20 protein-coding genes and 1 tRNA gene are annotated in these 20,463 nt (G+C 44.9%); 6 read left to right on the forward strand and 15 right to left on the reverse strand.

All coding sequences use genetic code 11. The annotated features are described in order from the left end of the window. Positions 1-2: 2 nt before the first annotated feature. From flgK to JKJ11_RS12430, 12 genes are all read right to left on the reverse strand, one after another. On the reverse strand, positions 3-1,871 hold the full coding sequence (gene flgK / locus JKJ11_RS12375) for a flagellar hook-associated protein FlgK (protein WP_236110929.1): 1,869 nt from the start codon (positions 1,869-1,871) through the stop codon (positions 3-5). Between the two features lie 206 nt (positions 1,872-2,077). Next, positions 2,078-3,016 carry a flagellar assembly peptidoglycan hydrolase FlgJ gene (flgJ, locus tag JKJ11_RS12380; RefSeq protein WP_252038265.1) on the reverse strand — a complete coding sequence of 313 codons (939 nt, stop codon included), beginning with the start codon at positions 3,014-3,016 and terminating at the stop codon, positions 2,078-2,080. A 9-nt stretch (positions 3,017-3,025) separates the two neighbouring features. Beyond that, entirely contained in the window at positions 3,026-4,117 is a 1,092-nt protein-coding gene (locus JKJ11_RS12385) for a flagellar basal body P-ring protein FlgI (protein ID WP_006069947.1), read from the reverse strand. 71 nt (positions 4,118-4,188) lie between these two features. Beyond that, a complete protein-coding gene (gene flgH, locus JKJ11_RS12390) occupies positions 4,189-4,962 on the reverse strand; it encodes a flagellar basal body L-ring protein FlgH (RefSeq protein ID WP_006069946.1) in 774 nt (257 codons plus the stop codon). A gap of 19 nt (positions 4,963-4,981) precedes the next feature. Beyond that, entirely contained in the window at positions 4,982-5,770 is a 789-nt protein-coding gene (flgG, locus tag JKJ11_RS12395) for a flagellar basal-body rod protein FlgG (RefSeq protein ID WP_006069945.1), read from the reverse strand. A gap of 24 nt (positions 5,771-5,794) precedes the next feature. Continuing rightward, positions 5,795-6,544, reverse strand: a complete 750-nt coding sequence (gene flgF, locus JKJ11_RS12400) for a flagellar basal-body rod protein FlgF (RefSeq protein ID WP_006069944.1) — start codon at positions 6,542-6,544, stop codon at positions 5,795-5,797. Positions 6,545-6,831: 287 nt separating this feature from the next. Further along, positions 6,832-8,130: a flagellar hook protein FlgE gene (flgE, locus tag JKJ11_RS12405; protein WP_006069943.1), complete on the reverse strand. Its 1,299-nt coding sequence runs from the start codon at positions 8,128-8,130 to the stop codon at positions 6,832-6,834. Between the two features lie 26 nt (positions 8,131-8,156). Next, on the reverse strand, positions 8,157-8,864 hold the full coding sequence (gene flgD / locus JKJ11_RS12410; RefSeq protein ID WP_006069942.1) for a flagellar hook assembly protein FlgD: 708 nt from the start codon (positions 8,862-8,864) through the stop codon (positions 8,157-8,159). Between the two features lie 15 nt (positions 8,865-8,879). Next, positions 8,880-9,296, reverse strand: a complete 417-nt coding sequence (gene flgC / locus JKJ11_RS12415) for a flagellar basal body rod protein FlgC (protein ID WP_006069941.1) — start codon at positions 9,294-9,296, stop codon at positions 8,880-8,882. 5 nt (positions 9,297-9,301) lie between these two features. Then, entirely contained in the window at positions 9,302-9,697 is a 396-nt protein-coding gene (flgB, locus tag JKJ11_RS12420) for a flagellar basal body rod protein FlgB (protein WP_006069940.1), read from the reverse strand. A 290-nt stretch (positions 9,698-9,987) separates the two neighbouring features. Beyond that, entirely contained in the window at positions 9,988-10,815 is an 828-nt protein-coding gene (locus JKJ11_RS12425; RefSeq protein WP_006069939.1) for a protein-glutamate O-methyltransferase, read from the reverse strand. Between the two features lie 75 nt (positions 10,816-10,890). After that, complete coding sequence (locus JKJ11_RS12430; RefSeq protein ID WP_252038266.1) at positions 10,891-11,829, reverse strand: chemotaxis protein CheV; 939 nt, start codon at positions 11,827-11,829, stop codon at positions 10,891-10,893. Positions 11,830-11,905: 76 nt separating this feature from the next. On the opposite strand from JKJ11_RS12430, the gene flgA reads away from it, so the two are divergent. From flgA to JKJ11_RS12445, 3 genes are all read left to right on the forward strand, one after another. Then, positions 11,906-12,652 (forward strand): flagellar basal body P-ring formation chaperone FlgA, encoded by a 747-nt coding sequence (gene flgA, locus JKJ11_RS12435; RefSeq protein WP_031493497.1) that lies wholly within the window; start codon positions 11,906-11,908, stop codon positions 12,650-12,652. Positions 12,653-12,737: 85 nt separating this feature from the next. Beyond that, positions 12,738-13,055 carry a flagellar biosynthesis anti-sigma factor FlgM gene (flgM, locus tag JKJ11_RS12440; RefSeq protein ID WP_006069936.1) on the forward strand — a complete coding sequence of 106 codons (318 nt, stop codon included), beginning with the start codon at positions 12,738-12,740 and terminating at the stop codon, positions 13,053-13,055. A gap of 33 nt (positions 13,056-13,088) precedes the next feature. Further along, complete coding sequence (locus JKJ11_RS12445) at positions 13,089-13,514, forward strand: flagella synthesis protein FlgN (protein WP_006069935.1); 426 nt, start codon at positions 13,089-13,091, stop codon at positions 13,512-13,514. A gap of 67 nt (positions 13,515-13,581) precedes the next feature. On the opposite strand, the gene JKJ11_RS12450 is transcribed toward JKJ11_RS12445, so the two are convergent. Both JKJ11_RS12450 and JKJ11_RS12455 read right to left on the reverse strand, forming a co-directional pair. After that, on the reverse strand, positions 13,582-14,010 hold the full coding sequence (locus JKJ11_RS12450; RefSeq protein WP_006069934.1) for an LPP20 family lipoprotein: 429 nt from the start codon (positions 14,008-14,010) through the stop codon (positions 13,582-13,584). A gap of 9 nt (positions 14,011-14,019) precedes the next feature. Beyond that, a complete protein-coding gene (locus JKJ11_RS12455) occupies positions 14,020-14,655 on the reverse strand; it encodes a FlgO family outer membrane protein (protein WP_006069933.1) in 636 nt (211 codons plus the stop codon). A gap of 161 nt (positions 14,656-14,816) precedes the next feature. Between JKJ11_RS12455 and JKJ11_RS12460 the strand changes: the two genes are divergently transcribed. Further along, the gene (locus tag JKJ11_RS12460) at positions 14,817-15,950 is read left to right on the forward strand and encodes a flagellar assembly protein FlgT (RefSeq protein ID WP_124940115.1); all 1,134 of its coding nucleotides are present in this window, start codon (positions 14,817-14,819) and stop codon (positions 15,948-15,950) included. A gap of 55 nt (positions 15,951-16,005) precedes the next feature. Beyond that, positions 16,006-16,082: transfer RNA gene (locus JKJ11_RS12465), tRNA-Arg, on the forward strand. A gap of 603 nt (positions 16,083-16,685) precedes the next feature. Here the strand turns inward: JKJ11_RS12465 and JKJ11_RS12470 are convergent. Further along, positions 16,686-18,764, reverse strand: coding sequence for a hypothetical protein (locus JKJ11_RS12470; RefSeq protein ID WP_252039115.1), 2,079 nt, complete (start codon positions 18,762-18,764; stop codon positions 16,686-16,688). Between the two features lie 323 nt (positions 18,765-19,087). Here JKJ11_RS12470 and JKJ11_RS12475 point away from each other — a divergent pair, with 323 nt between their 5' ends. Then, positions 19,088-20,386 carry a hypothetical protein gene (locus JKJ11_RS12475; protein ID WP_252038267.1) on the forward strand — a complete coding sequence of 433 codons (1,299 nt, stop codon included), beginning with the start codon at positions 19,088-19,090 and terminating at the stop codon, positions 20,384-20,386. The last annotated feature ends 77 nt before the right edge of the window (positions 20,387-20,463 follow it).

A 20,463-nucleotide genomic window follows, 5' to 3' on the forward strand; every position in this document is an offset into this window, starting at 1 on the left:
CCTTACCTTAGCTGCAAAATAGTATCGAAGGTTTCATTCGCCGCCTGCATCACTCGAGAAGACGCCATGTACGCTTGCTGAAACTTCATCATGTTGGCCGCTTCTTCATCAAGGTTAACGCCCGAAATAGACGCTACTCGGCTTTGCGCGTTTTCATGCTCAAGCTCAGCGACTTCCTGTAAACGAGTCGCCGTCGAGGCTTTCAAACCCACATCGGTATTTAAGTTGTGATAGATATCAATGACCGTTGAGTCGCCATCATTCATCGATTTATCAGTCTGAATATGCAGCATTTTTCTCAAGTTACCGTTATCACCCTCTGCCGGATTGAGGTTAGCGGTGAACTTGTCATTTGCCATCGCTCCGTCACTGAGCTCGAACGTGGTGCCAAGCACCGTCACCGGACCAGTCGGAGGATAAGGCGTTGGACTTAATAATACGTTGCCGCTTTTGTCAGTGACGGCAAATTCCGTCCCCGTTGGCGACACTACCACTTCAAATTCTTTCAAACTGCCCACTGACGAGACTTTAAATTTGGCATCACCCTGCGCAAACGTGGTTGAGGCTTCAAAGCTCTGTGCTGCTATGGCTTTTGGGTCGTTAGTCGTCATTTTCATGTTGGCTGCACCGTCTCTCGTCGGACGCAGCAAAAGCTTTTCGCCAATGGCAGGCGGATTACCAATTTCGACTCGAATGCCATCTAGTTGCATGCTCGGGCCTGAGAAAGACTGAGTCACACCATCTGAGTTGGTCACATGGTAATTAGCACCGTCAAACTTCAATGAATACTCGCCACCCTTGAGTTGTGAGGTATCATCAATAAACACTGCCACGTCGGCACTTGAGTTGACTGGTGCAACGACCCTTGCTTTCGCAAACGCGAGAGTATTTACATCCGCGAACAGGTTTTGTCCGACTTGGCCATTCAAATCAAGCCCTTGCCCTTGCAATTCATTTACTTTTTCAGAAAAAGCGATAGAGAGACGACCGAGTTCATCCAAAACGTATGGAATCTCTTTGTCGCGAGTTTCAAACATACTTTCTAAGCGTCCGCCAATATCATCGCTGGTAATTGGTTTAATGCCTTTGCCTTCAACAATCGCAAGGCGGTGTTGGTGAGTATCTGGGAATCCATCAATCATCTTCAACTGACTGGCTTCTGTACCCGATACCAAAGTATGACCATTACCGATATGAACGTTGAAGCCCTCAGCATTCCTGCGAGGCGTCACCGTCACTTTGGTGTATTCGGACAACTCTTTGATTAACGATTCATGCTTATCCATCAAGTCGTTATGTGGACCAGGCGAGCGCATCATTAAGCGGTGAATATCACGAATTTCGATACCGATTTGGTTCACTCGCTCAACACTCACTTCGAGTTTCTTGTTGACGTTATCCCGCTGTTCACGAACCGTATCGTGGAAATCATTCATCGATTGACGAATCAGGTTGGCTTTATCAAGTACGACTTTACGCGCACCAATATCATTGGGGGTGTCGGCCAATGTTTTTACAGCATCAAACCAGTCGTTAAGACTTTCAGGCACCTTTTTAGACGACATAGACGACAACATCCCCGACATCATATCGAGGTTAGTCAGGTTTTCGTTGCGATAATTCACCTGAGTCGTTGCCATGTTGAGTTCTTTGACGGCAAACTGATCCCACGAGCGGCGAACATTTTCCACATGCACTCCCATACCGTAGGTTTGACCACCAAACTGTCGCGGGGTATTGGTCCCCTGTATAACAGATTGTCGGCTGTAACCTTCTGTATTTGCATTAGAAATGTTATGACCAGTCGTGTTTAACTGTCTCTGAGCTGTCAGTACGCTTTGCGCACCTAAGTTCAGAAGATCTGACGCCATATCGCCTCCAAAAAACCAAAATTAGCCTAACTAAATCCACAAGTTACGCCACTCTGCCGTTTAATTTGCAATATATATGCCAGAGTATCTTTGCCGCTGAGCTTGGCACTAAAAAGATAAGAATGAACGGAAAAAGATAAAGGTAGTGAGAAAAATCCCGGCGATTTGCCGGGACCAATAAGTATAAGGAAAACTATCGATAGCCGTTAAAGCGACATATCATCGATTTGCGCCTTAACGCGCAACACTTTGTCCGCATAGTTTGGATCTGTCGCATATCCAGCTTGATGAACATCACGAATGAAACGTTCAGAACCTTGGTTACCATTCAATGCCGACTGATAACGTGGATTGTCATTAAGAAACTTCACATAATCGTTGAAGCTGTCTTCATACGAGTCGTAAGAACGGAATGCTGCGCGTTCTTGCACAGGTACATTCTGATGGTATTCCAGTGTCTGCGTTGCGACCTTATCGCCATGCCAACTTCTATCAGCCTTAATATTAAATAGGTTGTTACTGCTGCCCTTACTGTTGTTGACGACTTTTTGCCCCCAACCAGTCTCTAAAGCCGCTTGCGCTAATAGTAACGATGAATCCACCCCTAACGACTGAGCTGCTCTGTCCGCGTATGGTTTCAAAGACTCGACAAAATTTTGTGGTGTCTTGAAATCAACAGGCTGAGCAACAGGGGCTCCGTCAAGGCCCAGTGATTTCGCAGTTTTACGAGCCTTTGCTTCATCGTAAGGGAGATTAAGTGACGTATCGAACGCTTCATTACGCATACGGATTTCACTGCCTGCTGCAGCGTGCGCTTCTGGTGAACGTGCCGCACCAAGCTGAGCGACGATCATATCAGCCAATCCCAGAGAACCATTGGCACTCAACTCACTCGACATCTGCTCATCAAGCATTTGACGGTAGAATTGACCGTTCTGGCTATTGGTCAGGTCTGATTCAAAATGAGTATTCGCGTCGCGCATCGACTTTAACATCATAGAAGTAAAGATAGATTCGAACTGACGAGCGGCAGCGCGTAATGCCGCATCATCATCGCCTTCTTTGCCGCTCACGGCTTTCTGACGAAGCTTATCTAGGCTACTGATATCATGGATAAAACCGATGTCATTGGAGTTTTTAATCATGATACTTACCTAGATAACGATCAACTGACCTTCAATGGCACCAGCTTGCTTAAGCGCCTGTAAAATCGCCATAAGATCTGATGGTGCTGCGCCCACTTCGTTAACGGCACGAACGAGGTCATCTAGAGTCAAACCCGGTTGGAAATTGAACATCTTGCCCGAACCTTCTGTTACCTGAATATCTGAGTTCGGCACCACCACCGTATCGCCACCCCCAAACGCATTGGGCTGGCTTACTTTCAAGTTTTCTTTGATAGCAACCGTCATACCACCGTGAGTCACTGCCGCTGGTTTAAGCTTGACGTGTTTGCCAACCACGATTGTCCCTGTACGCGAGTTAACAATGATTTTTGCACCGCTGTCTGCGGTATCGAATTCAACGTTTTCAACCGCTGATAGGAAAGCTACACGTTGGCTGAGGTCGCGAGGCGCACGAACTCGAACAGAGGTAGAATCTAATGGGCTCGCCATTTGCGGACCCAGAAAGTCATTGATAGCATTTGCCATGTTTTGCGCCGTTGTGAAATCTGATTGCAGAAGGTTAAAGGTAATGTAATCGCCGCGAGAGAACGGGCTCGGAATTTCGCGTTCAACCGTTGCACCGCTTGAAATCATTCCGACCACAGGGTTATTGCCCACAATCTTAGAGCCATCTAAGCCTTCGGCACTAAAGCCACTTACCACTAAATTACCTTGTGCCACAGCATAGACTTCACCATCCAAACCTTGCAAGAAGGTCTGCATCAAAGTACCTCCACGGAGACTTTTTGCCGCACCGATTGAAGAAACTGTTACGTCCACGCGCTGACCAGGTTTTGAGAACGCAGGTAATTCTGCGGTAACGATAACCGCTGCCACGTTTTTAAACTTAGGCTTAAAACCTATTGGCATTTGAATACCAAACTTCTCAAGCATCGAGCGGAAACTTTGTTCTGTAAACGGCGTTTTCTCACCTGTGCCCGGAAGACCAGTCACCAGACCATAACCCACCAATTGGTTACTACGCACCCCGGCAACTTCTGCCACATCCTTAATGCGTGCCGCTTGTACACTTGCCGCAGCAAAACATAAACCAAGAAGTAAAAACGTGAATTTTTTCATCATGTTACCCTAAAAACAAACAAACCCTCTGAGGAGAGGGTTTGCCGCTTATTATTCGTCGATTCCTATCCCTATAGAGAGACATTAAAAAATCGTGCCAAGAATCCAGGTTCCTGCATATCTTGTTGGGTTCCGGTCCCCGAATACTGAATTCTAGCGTTAGAAATACGGTTAGATGCGATGGTGTTATCAAACTCAATATCATCTGGGCGAATCGTGCCGCTTAAACGAATGTACTCATCTCCAGTATTTAAAGTTAGCCACTTTTCACCACGAATGACGAGATTACCATTGGCAAGCACTTCAATCACTTCTACGGTAATCGAACCTGATAAACTGTTGCTCTGATTGGCCGAAGCATTACCTTTGAAGTTGTTGTCGTTCTTCAACTCATAAGAGAAGTCATAGTCATTGACGGTGACGGGTCTACCACCAACGAAAAGTGGATCCATTGAAGAGTCATTGGCTTTCGAGAGATCCGCATCAGCACTTTTTGCTGCTTTCGTTGCTTCATTAAGTTCTACCGTAATGATGTCACCAATGCCACGGGGTTTAGAATCATCATACCAATCGCGCGCGTAGTGAGTATTAAACAGTGAACCCGTTGCCGCTGCGTAATGTTCTGGCTTGTTTTTTGGGTGAATCGGCGCCCATGCTGGGTCATCGGCAACAGGGTCAGTTCGACCACGTAGCGTATCAACAATCCCAGACGATTGGGTTTTATCTCCTTCAACAGCATCGACCGTCGTCGTGCTGTTCGAGACATCGTCTACCGACTCTTCCTGACCAAACTGAGCGCAACCAGAGAGCACAGCAAGTAAAGAGACACACAATAACTTTTTCATTCAATGTCGTCCTTATTCGTTAAAGCTGCTGGTTAGCAAAGCTCATCATCTTGTCGACTGACGAGATAACTTTAGAGTTCATTTCATACACGCGCTGCGCTTCAATCATGTTAACGAGCTCTTCCGTTACGTTAACGTTTGAAGTCTCTAACATCGACTGGCGAATTTGACCGAAACCATCTAGACCCGGAACCCCTTCATTTGGATCGCCACTAGCGCCAGTTGGTAAGTAAAGGTTCTGACCGATAGGCTCTAGACCACCAGGGTTAATGAAGTCGACAGTGGTAATGTTACCCACGACTTGGTTATCTTGCTGGCCACGTACTCGAACGGACACTTCACCGTCGGTACCCACAGTAATGGAAATCGCATCTTCAGGAATCGCAATTTCTGGTTCCAACGCATAGCCTGAACCAGACGTAACAATAGTCCCTTCATCGTTTAGCGTGAACTGACCGTTGCGGCTATAGCCAATATTGCCGTCTGGCATCAATACTTGGAAAAATCCATCACCTTCAATCATCATATCGAGACTGTTGGTCGTAGTTTGAGCATTACCCGGTGTGTGGATCTTTTGCGTTGCCACCACTTTTGAACCAGCACCTAGCATTAAGCCTGAAGGCAGTTCGGTGTTTTGCGATGATTGACCACCAGGCTGATTGATATTTTGATAAAACAAATCTTCAAACACCGCACGGCTTTTCTTGTAACCGATGGTTGATGCGTTCGCTAGGTTGTTTGAAATTGTCGAAATATTGGTTTGCTGAGCGTCTAAGCCTGTCTTACTTACCCATAGTGCCGGATGCATTCTATTCTTCCTCTCTCAATCCTATTAACCCATGCGAAGCAATGAGTCTGAAGCCTTATCCATGTCTTCTGCGGTGCTCATCAGCTTGACCTGCATTTCGAATTGACGCTGCAAATCAATTAAGCTTGTCATTTCACCAACGGCATTAACGTTGCTGCCTTCAATAGCCCCGGTCATAAGCTGTACATTAGCTGAAGCGGTGTAGCCTAATTGAGGATCTTTATTACGAAATAAACCATTAGTGTCTTTGAATAGTGAACGGTTATCAGTATTGGTGAGCTTGATACGGTCAACGATTTCCATTTCGTCAGCAGGTGCATCTTGCGGTATAACAGAGACGGTGCCGTCACGGCCAATCTCAATCTTACGCAATGGAATAGGTACAGTAATTGGCGTACCACGTTCCCCTAACACAAGGTTACCGTTGCCATTGACCAACAAACCGTTTTGATCCACGCGTAAACTGCCGTTGCGGGTTAACCCTTCTTTGCCGTTTTTATCCAATACTGAAATCCAACCTTGGCCTTCAATAGTGACATCAAGGTCGCGACCTGTCGTCACAACACTGCCTTGTTCGAAGTTATGTCCTGGACGCTCTGTCATGCTAAACACACGACTTGGCATGCCTTCACCATACGCTTGCATTGAGCGCGCTTGGGCAAGGTCAGCTCGAAAGCCAGGCGTGCTCGCGTTCGCAAGGTTGTTTGCTCTAAGCTGCAAAGCTTGCATATTCTGCTTTGCGCCGCTCATTGAGAGGTAAAGGGCACGATCCATTGATAGCTCCAAAATTCAAAGTACGGAGCTTATAAAGCAAAGACTATGCCACTAATTTTATTCCTTATAAATCAAAGAAATAAACGGAAAATAAGGTAAGAAAGCGGAGGATCGGCAACCGATGTTCTATCGAAGAGGCAAAGCTAAACGGCAAGGTGGCAACGGTGCGGCAACAATATGACCGCTTTGTTGAAACGCAAAACAGCGTACGAATGTCCATATGCACTCGTACGCTCGATTTTTCAAGACATTAACGACGAGTGACTGACAGCCACTCATACTATGACTTAACGGATTTGTAGAATGTTTTGTTGCAGCTGGTTATGTACATCCAAAGCACGTGAGTTTGCTTGGAAATTACGCTGCGCTGAAATCAGGTCTACCAACTCTTGGGTCATATCAATGTTCGATTGTTCTAGCGTGCCGTTATTGATGGTACCAAAAGAACCCTTGTTTGATTCGCCCCAAATCTTAGCACCAGAAGCAGTCGTAGAATCCCATTGGGTACCACCCTTCTTATCAAGACCTTGTTCGTTCGCTACACGTACCATAGCGACACGACCTAATGTCACATTCTCACCGTTTGAGTAAGTACCTAACACGTTGCCTTGCTCATCAAAGTCTACTTTAGTTAGGAAGCCAGTCGTCGCACCATCTTCTTGGAACTTAGTCAGTTCAAACGGAGCGGCAAACTGAGTGGCACTATCAAGACTAAACGACAATGTCTGCGCAGGATCGGCACCGTTCATATCGATACCATTTGCACCAAGATCAGTAGTGACAATTGGCTGCCCATTGTTCAAGCTCGCCAGCGTACCGTCGTTGTTGAATCGCATTGTATGACCAACATGCCCTGTTGGCGTTGTTGCATCACCACCAGCGATATTCACTGGCTTTTCACCTTGGCCGTCGGTCACCGTGTAGTAACTTTGCCACGTGTTTTGCTGGGTTTGATCTTTCACATAGTACGTCGTCATTTTGTACGACTGTCCCATGGAATCATAAATCGTTGATGATGTTGAACGGTTATAAGTTTCAGGATCAGTAAAGTCGAACAGAGCCGGATCTTTTAGATCACCATTAGCAGGAAGGTTCACACCAATCTCAATATTCGCAGTCTGTTTCGGCTTACCAAACTCTGGCGGTATATTGATTGGACGAGGCTCATAAGACACAACCTCATTGGTATCTTTATTCACTTCATAACCCAATAGAAACTCATCGTTCGACGTCACCATGTAGCTATCTTTGTTTAGGTGGAAAGCACCGTTACGCGTTAGCTCATTTTGTTGTGGTACAAGACGATCTTTAGATACGGCAAAGAAGCCAGTACCGCTAATGCGCAAGTCCATTGGGTTGTTAGTCGATATGCTCGAACCTTCGTGGAACTGCTGAGCAATCTTGCTAGGCTGAGCACCGCCACCCGGTGTGGTTTTCGCATTAGTAAATAGTGAGTTTGAATACACATCACCAAACTCGGCACGTGACTCTTTAAAGCCGAATGTGTTGGCGTTGGCAATGTTGTTACTGGTGGTATTGAGGTCTAACTGAGCCGCAGATAGACCACTTAAAGATACATATGACATTCCTAATCTCCTAATCTAGCCAGCGGTTACGCTTTGCCGACTTCCAGTACTTCTGCTAGCCGAACTGGATTTTCGAAGCCAGCTAGATTGAGTAGTACGTTTCCATCCCCTTTACCAAGAAGCACACTGTTCACGTTCGCATAAGTCGACACTTCGAACTCGCGGCTTTCTCCATCAAGTAAACCCGAAGCTTTCACTTTGTATTTACCTGCAGGCATTGGATTACCCTGATCATCTTTACCGTCCCATTCGACACGAGCATCACCGCCAGGTTTTGCGCCGACATCAAAGGTACGTACTAATTGACCCATTTCATTTTCTACACGAACAAACACGTTATCCATGGACTGTGGCAATTTGACCATTGCCGCCATGCCAGCGTCTGCTTCCTTCACACCAGCCGCACCGGGTACCAAGACATCACGCCCAACAAGTGAAGACGCTTGTAGTGCTTGGTTAGACGTCATTGACGAGTTCAAACTCTCGAACTGAGTGTTCATCTTGCCAATACCATCTACCGTGGCAAACGACGCCATTTGAGCAATCATCTGGTCGTTGCTGACTGGTTTAAATGGGTCCTGTTGAGCCAACTGTTTGGTGAGTAGGGACAAGAAGTCTTCTTGCTTCAGATCCTGCTTACCGGTTGTCTCTTCAGGCTTGCTTTGTTCTTGCAGTTTTTTCAGTTGGTCAATGTAGGATAAACTGCCTTGACCAACGTTGTTGATTCCAGCCATGAGCTACTCCTATCTCTATTGACCCATTCGCAAAGTACTCAACAACATTTGCTTGCTCGCGTCCGCTACCTGAACGTTAGTCTGGTATGAGCGCGAAGCTGAAATCATGTTGGCCATTTCTTCCATCACGTTAACGTTCGGCTTGTAGATATAGCCTTCATCGTTAGCGAGTGGATGATCTGGGTTGTACTCTGCACTTAAGGGTTTATCGCTCTCTACAATACCCAATACTTTCACAGGTACTGAATGATCGCGGTTGTATTGAGCTTTACTCAGTTCCGCGCCAAATACGGCGTGGCGAGCTTTGTAAGTCTCTTTTGCCGAGCTACTAATACTGTCAGCGTTGGCAAGGTTACTTGAGGTGGTATTTAGACGAACCGACTCAGCGCTCATCGCACTGCCTGTCACATTAAATACATTAAATAAGCTCATCTAAATTACTCCCCTTTAATCGCTTTGGTCATATTTTTGAATTTGCCGCCTAAGAAATCGAGTGATGCCTGATGTCTTAATTGGTTCTGCATGAACAAGTTTCTTTCTAAATCTACGTCTACAGTATTGCCGTCACCTGTATCTGGCTGTGTCGGAATGCGGTAAAGCATTTCGCCACTGACGTTAGTAGAGGCAGAAATATGCCGTCCATCAGTTCGACTAAGCCCAATACTTGCCCCTGAGCTTGCCGCTTTTAACGCACGATCAAACTCCATCCCCTTCGCTTTATAACCCGGCGTATTCGCCTGCGCGATATTGGTGGAGATGACTTCAGCATTCTTCTCACGCACACCAACGGTGTACTGATGAATACCTAATGCATTGTTAAAAGAGATGGCCATTGAAACCTCATCGTTCAAAAATACGTGCCCTATACAGAGATAAAGCAATTTCCGCGCCAAAAGTTATTTTTTGGTAACAACCACTGATGACGCTATTCAATTCGACGTTCATCGTGCTCCTTCTGGCAAAGATAGAGAGCAAAATGTACGCCAGTTTTGGCGGAGGGTTTAATTAGGAATGTCGACAGTGATGGCCTCCAAACCGTCACTGAACCTAGAGAATAGCAAGAAAAAAGCCTTGGCGAAAACCAAGGCTAGATACGGTAAAGATTGTGGAGAATAACTATTAGCTATTTGAGCTTGTAGATAATGCCCGGATTACAACGCACCATTTCAAATTGATCCGTCAGCCCCGTTAGCGACTCCGATGCCCCTAACAGCAAGTAACCACCTGGGTTTAGGCTACGTGCCATTTGGTTCAGCACTTTAGACTTCATTTCAGGGGAGAAGTAAATCAGTACGTTACGACAAAAGATAATGTCGAACTTACCCAACAACGCATACGAGTCCATCAGGTTTTGCGGACGAAAGTTCACCAAACGCTTTACGTTGTCTTTCACTTTCATCTTACCGTTACTGGTGTTTTCAAAAAACACTCGGCGACGCTCCGGTGATAGACCGCGACCCAACGCGAGGTTGTCATATTCTCCAAGACGACACATATCTAACATCGTAGACGAGATGTCCGTCGCGGTAATCGACACGTTAGGGATCATTCCCGGCTTCTTGTTTTGTGTCTCCAAAACTGTCATCGCCATGGAATACGGTTCTTGACCAGAAGAACTCGCAGCCGACCAAATTTTAATCGGTCGCTTATTGGCGGCAAGTTCTGGGAGCAGTTTGTCAGACAACACCGTAAATGGGTAGTTATCTCTAAACCATAAGGTTTCGTTGGTGGTCATGGCATCAACAGCGGCAACTCTTAACTCACGATTGCGTCCAGTAACCACATCTCTTAATAACTGAGACAAAGAGACTAGACCGAATTTTGCCACCAACGGGCTTAAACGGCTGCGGACTAAATACTGTTTACTATCGCCAAGAACAATACCGCATTGGGACTCTAAAAAGCGGCTAAAATCACGATACTCTTGATCGCTTATGGTTATCGCTGTCATTCACTTCTCTATACTGCTTTGAAGGCTTGCTTTATACGCTTTTCTCAAGCGACTACAAGCTCTAATTTTGTTTGTTTAATTTGTCGGCAAAATGGCCGCTTTGACGGCGCCTCCCAATTCATCAGGGTTGAACTTAGCGATGAATTCGTTAGCCCCTACTCGCTCTACCATTGCTTGGTTAAACACACCGCTTAACGAGGTATGCAAAATAATATGAAGATCTTTAAGATCGGGATGGCGGCGCACTTCTGCCGTTAGGGTGTAACCGTCCATTTCTGGCATTTCAATATCAGAAATCAACAGGGAAATCTGTTCATGAATATCGCCTTCAGCTGCCATCTCTGTCAGCTTGTTGTAAGCGTCTTTACCATCTTTCACCAAAATGGACTCAAAGCCAATAGACTCAATGGCTCGTTGGACCTGTTTTCGTGCCACTGCGGAATCATCAGCGATCATAATACGCTTAACGATCTGCTTTTGCTCTTTCTCTTCAGCTGCGGCAATTTCCGTGGCGATATTGCTGTCCATGGTCTCAACCACAGGCGAAATCTCAGCGAGAATCTTCTCAACATCCAGAATCTCAACCAATTCATTGTCGATGTTGGTCACAGCTGTCAGGTAGTTGGCTTTACCTGCACCTTCAGGCGGCGGCAAAATCGATTCCCAATGCATGTTAATAATGCGTTCAACAGAGCTTACCAAAAATCCCTGTACGCTACGGTTAAACTCTGAGATAACCACAAAACAGTTTTCAATGTCCGTTGTTGGTCGACCACCAACAGCAAGACTTAAATCAATCACTGAGATAGTTTGACCACGAATATGAGCCACCCCTTTGACAAGACGATGTAGGTTGGGCATGCGCGTTAATTTAGGGCACTGAAGCACTTCTTTAACTTTGAACACATTAATGCCGTAACGCTGGCGGCCCATCAGACGAAACGTCAGTAGCTCTAGTCGGTTTTGACCAACCAGTTGCGTTCGTTGATTCACCGAATCCAAGATACCGGTCATAAGTTCATCTCCATCTCAAACTTTAAAGCTAAAAAAGTGATAGTCTACACAGGCAACAAGGAACCCGAGAAACAGAATGCTGTATAATAAGACATCTTTTTTGTGTACATCCAGTTACAAAACGAGGTTAAGGCGCAACTGGCTTTCCCTCTGTATCGTCTGGCAAGCGTTATTCTTTAGTGTATTAACGCACGCAGCAACGCCTGAGCAAATAGAAAACATTCAAAAGGCTGCCCAAGCTCATGTTTTAAATACTATTGAGCAACCTATCGGCGGTGAAATTGTTGCCACACCTGGCCGTATCGACTCTCGAGTACATGCAACAGATTGCCCCTCTCCGCTTTTGACCTCGTCGTCAAACACCCGCAACACCAGCAGTAATGTCACCGTTTTGGTGGAGTGTCCGGAAGATAATTGGCGACTTTACGTACCCGTTCGAATGTCCATTTCCTTACCCTTAGTGACCGCAACTCGCCCGTTATCTCGAGGCAATATTGTATCCAGTGACGATGTCACGATGAGCATGGTGGATAAGAACCGTTTTCGCCGCCAAGGCTTTACCGAGTTTGACCAAGTGGTTGGCGCAAAGCTCAAGAAAAACATGAAGATGGGTGATGTTATTGAGCGTAATGATGTCTGTGTTGTTTGCCGCAACGAAAAAGTCGTTATTCGTGCAGTGAAAGGTGAAATGACCATCTCCACTAAAGGCACAGCACTTACCGATGGCGCTAACGGCGATCAAGTAAGAGTGAAAAATGACAAGTCTCAGCGTATAATTGAGGGTATTGTTACTGGCGTTGCGGAAATCACGGTTAATTTTTGATTTTTTCCTAAAGTAATCATTACGCTGGTCGATATGCTCGATATACAGGTAAACTATGCAAATTAGGCAACAAGAAGGCTAAACGATGGCAGGCATTGATAATATTCGTTCTGGACAGACGCTAACGACGACAAGTCGCGCTCCTGCCCGTTCGGAAGCAAGCAAAGACAGTAGTTCAGCTCAAGTTGGTCAATCATCAGCACAGCAAGATGCCGTAACACTGAGCCAAGGCGGTAAAGCCATTGGTCAGATGCATCAGCAAATGGCAAGTCAGCCTACCTTTGACGCGGCAAAAGTTGCGGCAATCAAAGAAGCAATCTCGAACGGTTCTTACACCGTCGATGCTGAAAAACTGGCAGACAACATGATGAAGTTCGAAGACGAACTTGGCGGATTACGCTAAACAGGTTAACAGATAATACTCACAGGTATATTAATGGCAGCACTGGTTGATTTGGTTGAATACCAACTGAAAAATGCAAAAGCATTGTCTATGCTCCTCTCCGAGGAGACCAAGGCCATTACTGCTCGCGAATCATCTGAAATTGAAAGATTTGCCAAAGAAAAGATGGCAATCATTGGTCAGCTTCAACAAACCGATCAAAGACTGGCTCAACATCAAGATGTAGCAAGACTCACCGAAGAAGCCGTGCTGGCTCAAAAGGTGGCTGACATTAAGTCGATTATCCTCGACTGCCAACAACTCAACGACATCAATGGTCAGAGTCTACAACGCGCCCAATTAAGCTTTAATAAGCTCAATAATTTGATGCAGCAAAGTCATGGCAAAGTGGGCATGACTTACAACGCTGGTGGCCAGACCCACACCTTGTCGACATTAGGAACTAACTTAAAAGCCTAATATCTCAAATACAAAAAAGCGGCAACAGGAGAACTGTTGCCGCTTTTTGCTATCTAGAGTGTTGATATTAGAACAAGCTCTGACGTTTCTTCTCAGGCACTCGGCGGATTTCGCCGTAGTCTCTTAGACGATTCATCTTATCAATATCGAGTAGCAGTTCAGTAACATAGCTGTCACCAACTTTATAGCTGCGAACTACTTCCGCACCACGAATGACACCATCTACCGCACCTGTCGTCGATTCAACACCCAAGCGTTGATCTTGTAAGTCAGCACGAGCAGACACTCGTAGGCCGTACACTTGCTCCGCTAGCTCGCGGTAAGCATCAATCTTAGAAGCACGCATGGCACGAACTTGCTTTTCTTCTTCATTGCGGCCAGTTTGCTCGCTAATACTCGCATAGCCCACCGCCGTTAATGTGTTCTGGTCCATGGCTGTAATCGGAGTACAACCCATCATCACAAGCGCTACAAGCGCGGCAAATAAAAATCTCATTATCCTTTCCTATGGGCGCAAGATGACTGTATGAGGTGTCGTCATAGTCGGGTCTGAACGAATCAGAACGCCATCTTCGGTACGCATTTGATTCAGCGTATCCAAATCACGGCCAATGCGGTCAGCAGGCAAGAAGCCTTGAGCCGAAGCGACCACAATACGCGACTGCATGCCAACAACACGAGCATTAACCAGTACACCACCTTCTTGGCGCAACATGGTTCCCGTCAAGACGAACTGAATCTGCTGCTCTTGGGCCAGATCTTTCCAATCACGACTTAGTACGAAGTCACCTTGACTGGTCACCTGAATTGAGCCAGTTGTCTTGAAGTCAACAACCTTAAAGCCACGGCGCTGAAGCTGGTAGATAAAGCCCTCTGATACCGAGTTCCCCAACCAGTTCGTCGCATCCATATTCTGCAAATCAACAAACGATGCCACCGCTATCGGAGTGCGAGACGACACGCTAGTGTTCGATTCAACTAAGTCTTCCGTCAAACTCTCGACGAAATAATCCATCGTATGGCGAGGACTTTCCATCAGCATAAACTTACTGCCGGAATAAGGTTCCTTACCGTTATAGATTGGTGAGTAGGCACAAGCGGTCAGTGTTAACACTGATGCCATCAGGAGCCACTTTTTCATTACACACTCTCCAAAAAGTTATTAATTGGATGGATAGGTTCTCCACCTTTTCAAGGTTGGAACAATCCTTGCTATTCTCATTCTGTCCTTAATAAGAAAGCCCGCTCCAATATTCGCTACAAACTAGCTAGCAAATATTGTTCCGCATTTGGATTGGTTGTATGAAAAAAATCGTTTCTTCTTTAATTTCAACGGTATTGGTTACTTTTAGCAGTAGCTCTGCCTTTGCTGCATGGTATGAAGTCACCGGTACTTCCACCATCGTCTCCTCTGAGAAAGCGGCAAGGATCTACGCACTAGAAGATGCCGTCTACAAAGCGGTAGACTTCTCTGGAGCTGATATCGGTGGGCTTGCAAACTTAGCGCCGTTGCTCGAAGACGATAGAAAACAATACCAATTCATTGATTCCGAAGTTCGCCAGATCGTCATCGACGATCAATACAAAAGCGGCAATCAAATGGTCGTCAAAGCGCGGATCGACATTTATCCAACGGCAAAGGCTTGCCATAACGAGCAATACAAAAAGACATTTGGCGTGGCAATGTTTGATATCGTTGACCCACAACAAGCGGTCATGGGGCAAATATACGACCTGGGTGAAGACTTCAGTTCTGTTATCTCTAATCAGCTTGAACATCGCTCATACAGTTTTGTTTCGGTCGGTACCACACGCTATGAGATTAATAAACGCCAACCAGAGCGTATAAAGATGATCGCCGAAGATCTGGGAGCTCAATACTTAGTAACCGGACAGATTAACGATTTGACAGCCACCATCACACAGGGCGGTTTGCTGTCCGATGATGTAATCAATCGCCAGTTTGCTATGGATATGTCGGTCTACGACGGCAAAACAGGCCATGAAATCTATCAACGTAATTACCGTGAGATCGCCCAGTGGCCATTTGCTAAAACCAGTAAAGTTGACACCAAAAGCGCTCGTTTCTGGACATCCGCTTACGGCGAAATGATGCAGAAAGTCAGCCGTAATATCATGCTCGATCTCGAAGCAGAGATCTCTTGTAAGATGACCTTGCCTGAAGTGGTCGCCTCTTACGGCAATAAAGTCACCATCGACTTAGGCCGAGTCCACGGTGTGCAAGCGGGAGACCGATTGCAACTTTGGCATACAGGATCCTTTATCGACCAGAATGGTTTGCCGCGCAATAAAGTGAGTCAGAGCGACATCACCCTAACTGTGTCACGCGTCTATGAAAATGATGCTGAAGCAACCGTCGACCAACCAAGCCTCGCCAACAGTATTCAAATTGGTGACGTGATGAACAAACTATAATAAATGTTGCAAAGCGACTTAACTTATTCAAATAATTGAGTATTATTAGTCATAAGCTCCCGTGGCACAGCTGGATAGCGCGGCCCCCTCCTAAGGGGCAGGTCACAGGTTCGAATCCTGTCGGGAGCGCCATATTAAAAGGGCTAGCAAGTTAGTGATTGCTAGCCCTTTGTTGTTTTTGGTGTTCTGTGTAGGAAAATCATAGGTTAGACTTTGATATCTAATACATTTTAACGATAAATCGAGCAACCTCACCAATCTGCAATCTTAGCCGCTTGTTTTTATAGCGATTCGGCGCTTCCAAATACAACCCCCTTCTTGAGATTCTATAGGAGACTCGCTTTCCATAGCATGATGTCAAGACTTGAGGCGTGCGTATAGCTTATTAAAAAAGTCTGATTGACTGAGTGGAAACTCTAAAAGCTTTCGTTAAGGAATGAGCCCTATATAAGAGTTTCGACTCACTTTTGGACAAAATCGAGTCTGCGACGTTAGTAAATTAGCATCTAGCGGATAATCGGAGGTATTGCAAACCCTCCTGGCGATTGGCTAAAGCAACTCACCCATTCCGGTTCTATAACCGATTGAAAATGTCTTGTAGAGACATTGGTTATCCCAAGCGACTGACACACGATATAACAGGATTGATAATGTATCTTGACATGTCGCAAAATTGACCACCAAGCCTGCTATTAGACTTAAACATACTTTTTAAGAACCAATAATCAACGAATATCAGTCGGGAACATCAGAATCGAATCCCAATATTAACTCCACTAAGTTGTCAACACTCCCATCCTGTACTGGCACCTCCAGTTTATCTTGACGATCTAAGATATAGTCAGGAACTGGCTTCGGAGTAGGGATTACCTCCTTTGGAAGCTGTGAAAGCATGCTCTCACTCTTTGCTTTTAGGTTCTCATATCCCAAGTGATCTGCTAATTTGATGATCTGTTCTAGCATTGCTTCATGCATTATCAATACGAACGCACGTTTGTGTTTCTGGCGAATGAGATTGAAGCTCTCCTCTGTTGCTACATTTTCTGGGTCTATTTCTGCTTTATACGCGTCAGGATCTTCCATCACGATCCGTTGCCGGTATATCACAAGCATTCTGCTATAATCTCTCACTATTGCAGTTAGGTCTTCTTCGCTGGGGGGCGATTTCTCTGCTAGCCTTTCTGGGTTCAAGCGTATCGGCATGAAGAACTGGAAATCGATACCAGATAGAAACAACACAGTGTCAGCTACCATGGCATATAGTTCGGCTGTAGGAAAAAGTCCGCGTGCGATAGCCAGTCTCTCACCCTTGGATAGAGTTAATAGGTAGTTTTCCCCTAAGTTCAAAGACAAGTATTCATAGAGGTGTTCTGGTTTCAGCTCGATATCTACTTCTGGAAACCCGATAATGCTACGCCCTAAATTATTGTTTTCTTTTACGAAAGGACTAAGATCAAACTCACTATATAATGCTGAACGGCATGGTGAATTCGCCAACGCGGTAAAGAAGTCACGACGTGAGTTCGCATCTGGATGGTCTAGAACTGCCTCTAAAAACTCACCAAGAACCCTCTTGAACTGTAAAGTACAGAGTCCACCAGTGTGCACTACGGCCATGCTTATGAAACGAACTATGACATCAATAGCCCTCCTAGTGCCATTTCCTATATCACTATGAGTCAACACTTGAATACACTCAGCAATATTCTCAAACAATTGAGCGGCATTAAATAACTCATCATCCTGACATACTTGATCTAAAAGACAGGTGTATATACTACACTGCACGCCATAAGGGTCTTTACTACATATATAGTCTCGTAAATAAATCTCTATGCCCTGCAACTCTTCATAAGACATCGAAGGAGCTATCTCCATCAATTCTTTCTCACGCATATCACGCCAATTATCAATGGTAATTGAAGAATCACGACGTGGCCTTTGTAGGATAAAGGTTGGAGTGATATCGAGTAACGCATCCGTGCTGGGGGATTTCTCTTGAAAGATATGGCCCCAAGGATTTGAGAATTTTTCGTGAAAAACTGTTGATCCAGCAATATTGAAGCTTATTGAGTTTGAATGCGAGTATGGTTTACCATTATTTCCAGTGAAAGGTTGTTCCCAAGCAGGAAAAGCTGATTGAATCTGGTTTCCTCTAAGTTGTATTCGCAACTTTATAGTCTTTAGAGGGGAATTCACCAAAGCGTACCCATAAAGCACTCCTGCTCCTTGTTCTGATGTTGGGTAAGTAGAATCATCGTCATCAATATTATCAAAGGCTTCGGTGAGGAGCTTGATAATATCATCTTCTGTATGCCCTATAGGGTATAGCGTCTTCCAAAGGTAACCTGATTTATAATAGTTATCAGGCTGCATAGTTATTTTAGCAGCGCTACCTGTAAATAACTGTCGGGGAATTTTTAAGGTAATAACTCCGTTCTGAAGTTCTCGAGCGAAGAACCAATCGTCATGTCTATCAACATCGTACTCTAGAAGGTGTGCAATGTTTGTATGGTGTGATAGTAAGTTCTCCCAACCGTCCCATGAGTGAAGTCCACCAGAGAGAACTACTTCGGTCGTTCTGACACCTTGTGAACTTACCGGTCTAATTGCAGTATCACCGAAAAAAATATGTTTGAGAGAAGACTCAGTTAACTCATACTCCCCTTTCTTCCCGAAGCGAATAGGGTACATCTTTGACTTTGCCATTCTCTCAACAACCTTAAACGGTTCATTTTTTAAGCGTAAGAACTCTCGCATTTGCTTACGCACTTTTTTCATCTTGATCTTAGAACCAACTCGCCCCATCAGCATCACCTTCACTTATATTCCTACGTCAAAGATACACATTTAAAACTCTAATGTAGAGGCCTGACAGGGAAAATACCCAAGGCGAAATAGCAGATCTTACATGCTACAACGTACTATTTTTTATACTAAACTTGCTGATTCTCTATAACGTCTTCAGGTACGTAACAAACTTAAGGGCATAAACTGCTTTAACTTGACTTGTCTCTACTTGACTAGGCATGCAACCTGAACGACGTCGCTTTTGATGATACTATACGCATATTATTCTGCATAAATTGAGTACAACGCACAATTCTTGCTTAAAAACCATAAGAACCGTCAGCGAAATGAACAAACACCTCAACCTTTTTAGAACCTACGCAAAAACAGAGCGTACCTACCAATTAGAAAATGACCTGACTCGCGCTCTAGCAATCTGTCTCCAAGAAGATGCGTTGTTCCTTCATGAAGTGCTCAAGTCTATTTTTGATGGCGATGTCCGTTATAACGCACTTTTTCAAGACATCAACAGCCCCCCCATCCTTAATATCTCTATTCAAAAAAATGCCGAAAGCATTAAGGACTACAAGCACATCTATGCCGTTAGTTTGAGTGAAGTTGAAATGGTTAACTTTTGGGGGCAAACGCGAGTAGATGAATATGACCCGATATGTGACTTGGTACTTACTATTAACGATGTTTGTATAGTAATTGAAGCCAAAAGAGACGGTATCGACTGTACTGCTCAGCTATATAACCAAATCTTCAACATCCTCCGCAATTCCCATTTATCTCTGGTCAAATGCAAAGATATGGTCACAGACAGGGATCTAAGTTGGAAGAAGCTAATGACAATTGCTGTGAGGGTATCAAGCTTTGAGAAAATGAGTGGCAACAAAAACCGTTTCTTAGCTGACTTCATTCAATTGGTGCGAGACCATAACCCAGAGTGGCTTCCAGCAACGCCAATTGTTTGCCTAGATCCTAAGAGTTGTAATGCGATATATCGACGTATTCGTATCGCTGTCGAAGAGTTTGAATCCTCTAGGGGGAATCTGAAGCTCTTAACCTACAATGACCGACTTGGAACAAACTTTTCTAAGGGGTGGGCAGATGAGGTGCTTTATGAGGTTTGTCCAGAAACAGGTGACTTAGTGGCCTCAATCTATCCTGGAAATACTAAAACGCAGGGGTGGCACATCTTTTACAAAGACCCAGAGTTCAGTACTGAACTAGTGTTAAATAGTCAATCTTATCCCCTGTCTATTGGATATCACGTTAAATTTTCGGGACAAGGTTACATAAGCGGTCTATGGTTTGACGACCAAAAGATGAAAAAGAACCTGTACACACATGAAATCTTCAAAAACAAGACAGGTCGTTACACGAGAGACTCTTGGTCTGATATTGAAGAATTACTTGATCAGCATTTATCCTACAATTGGAAAAAGCAGTGTCAGTGGCAGATGAAGATTCTTGACTCAAATCGTACCGTTATAAATATGGCGATTGGTTATGTAATTAGGTTGACAGTACCCAAGAACATTTTGGATAAGCTTGATACACAAATCCATGATACTACGCAACTGACAAAGCTTGTTGGACATATCTACGATGCCTTTGAAAATGATTTGATAAAGGACTAATAAACTCGCTTTGGTATGGCTTGAGGTTTGTAGGTGCATTCGGATTAGAAAATTTAACGTATTACCATCTTGAAGTG

It is taken from the genome of Vibrio sp. SCSIO 43133, assembly GCF_023716845.1.
GTDB lineage: Bacteria > Pseudomonadota > Gammaproteobacteria > Enterobacterales > Vibrionaceae > Vibrio > Vibrio mediterranei.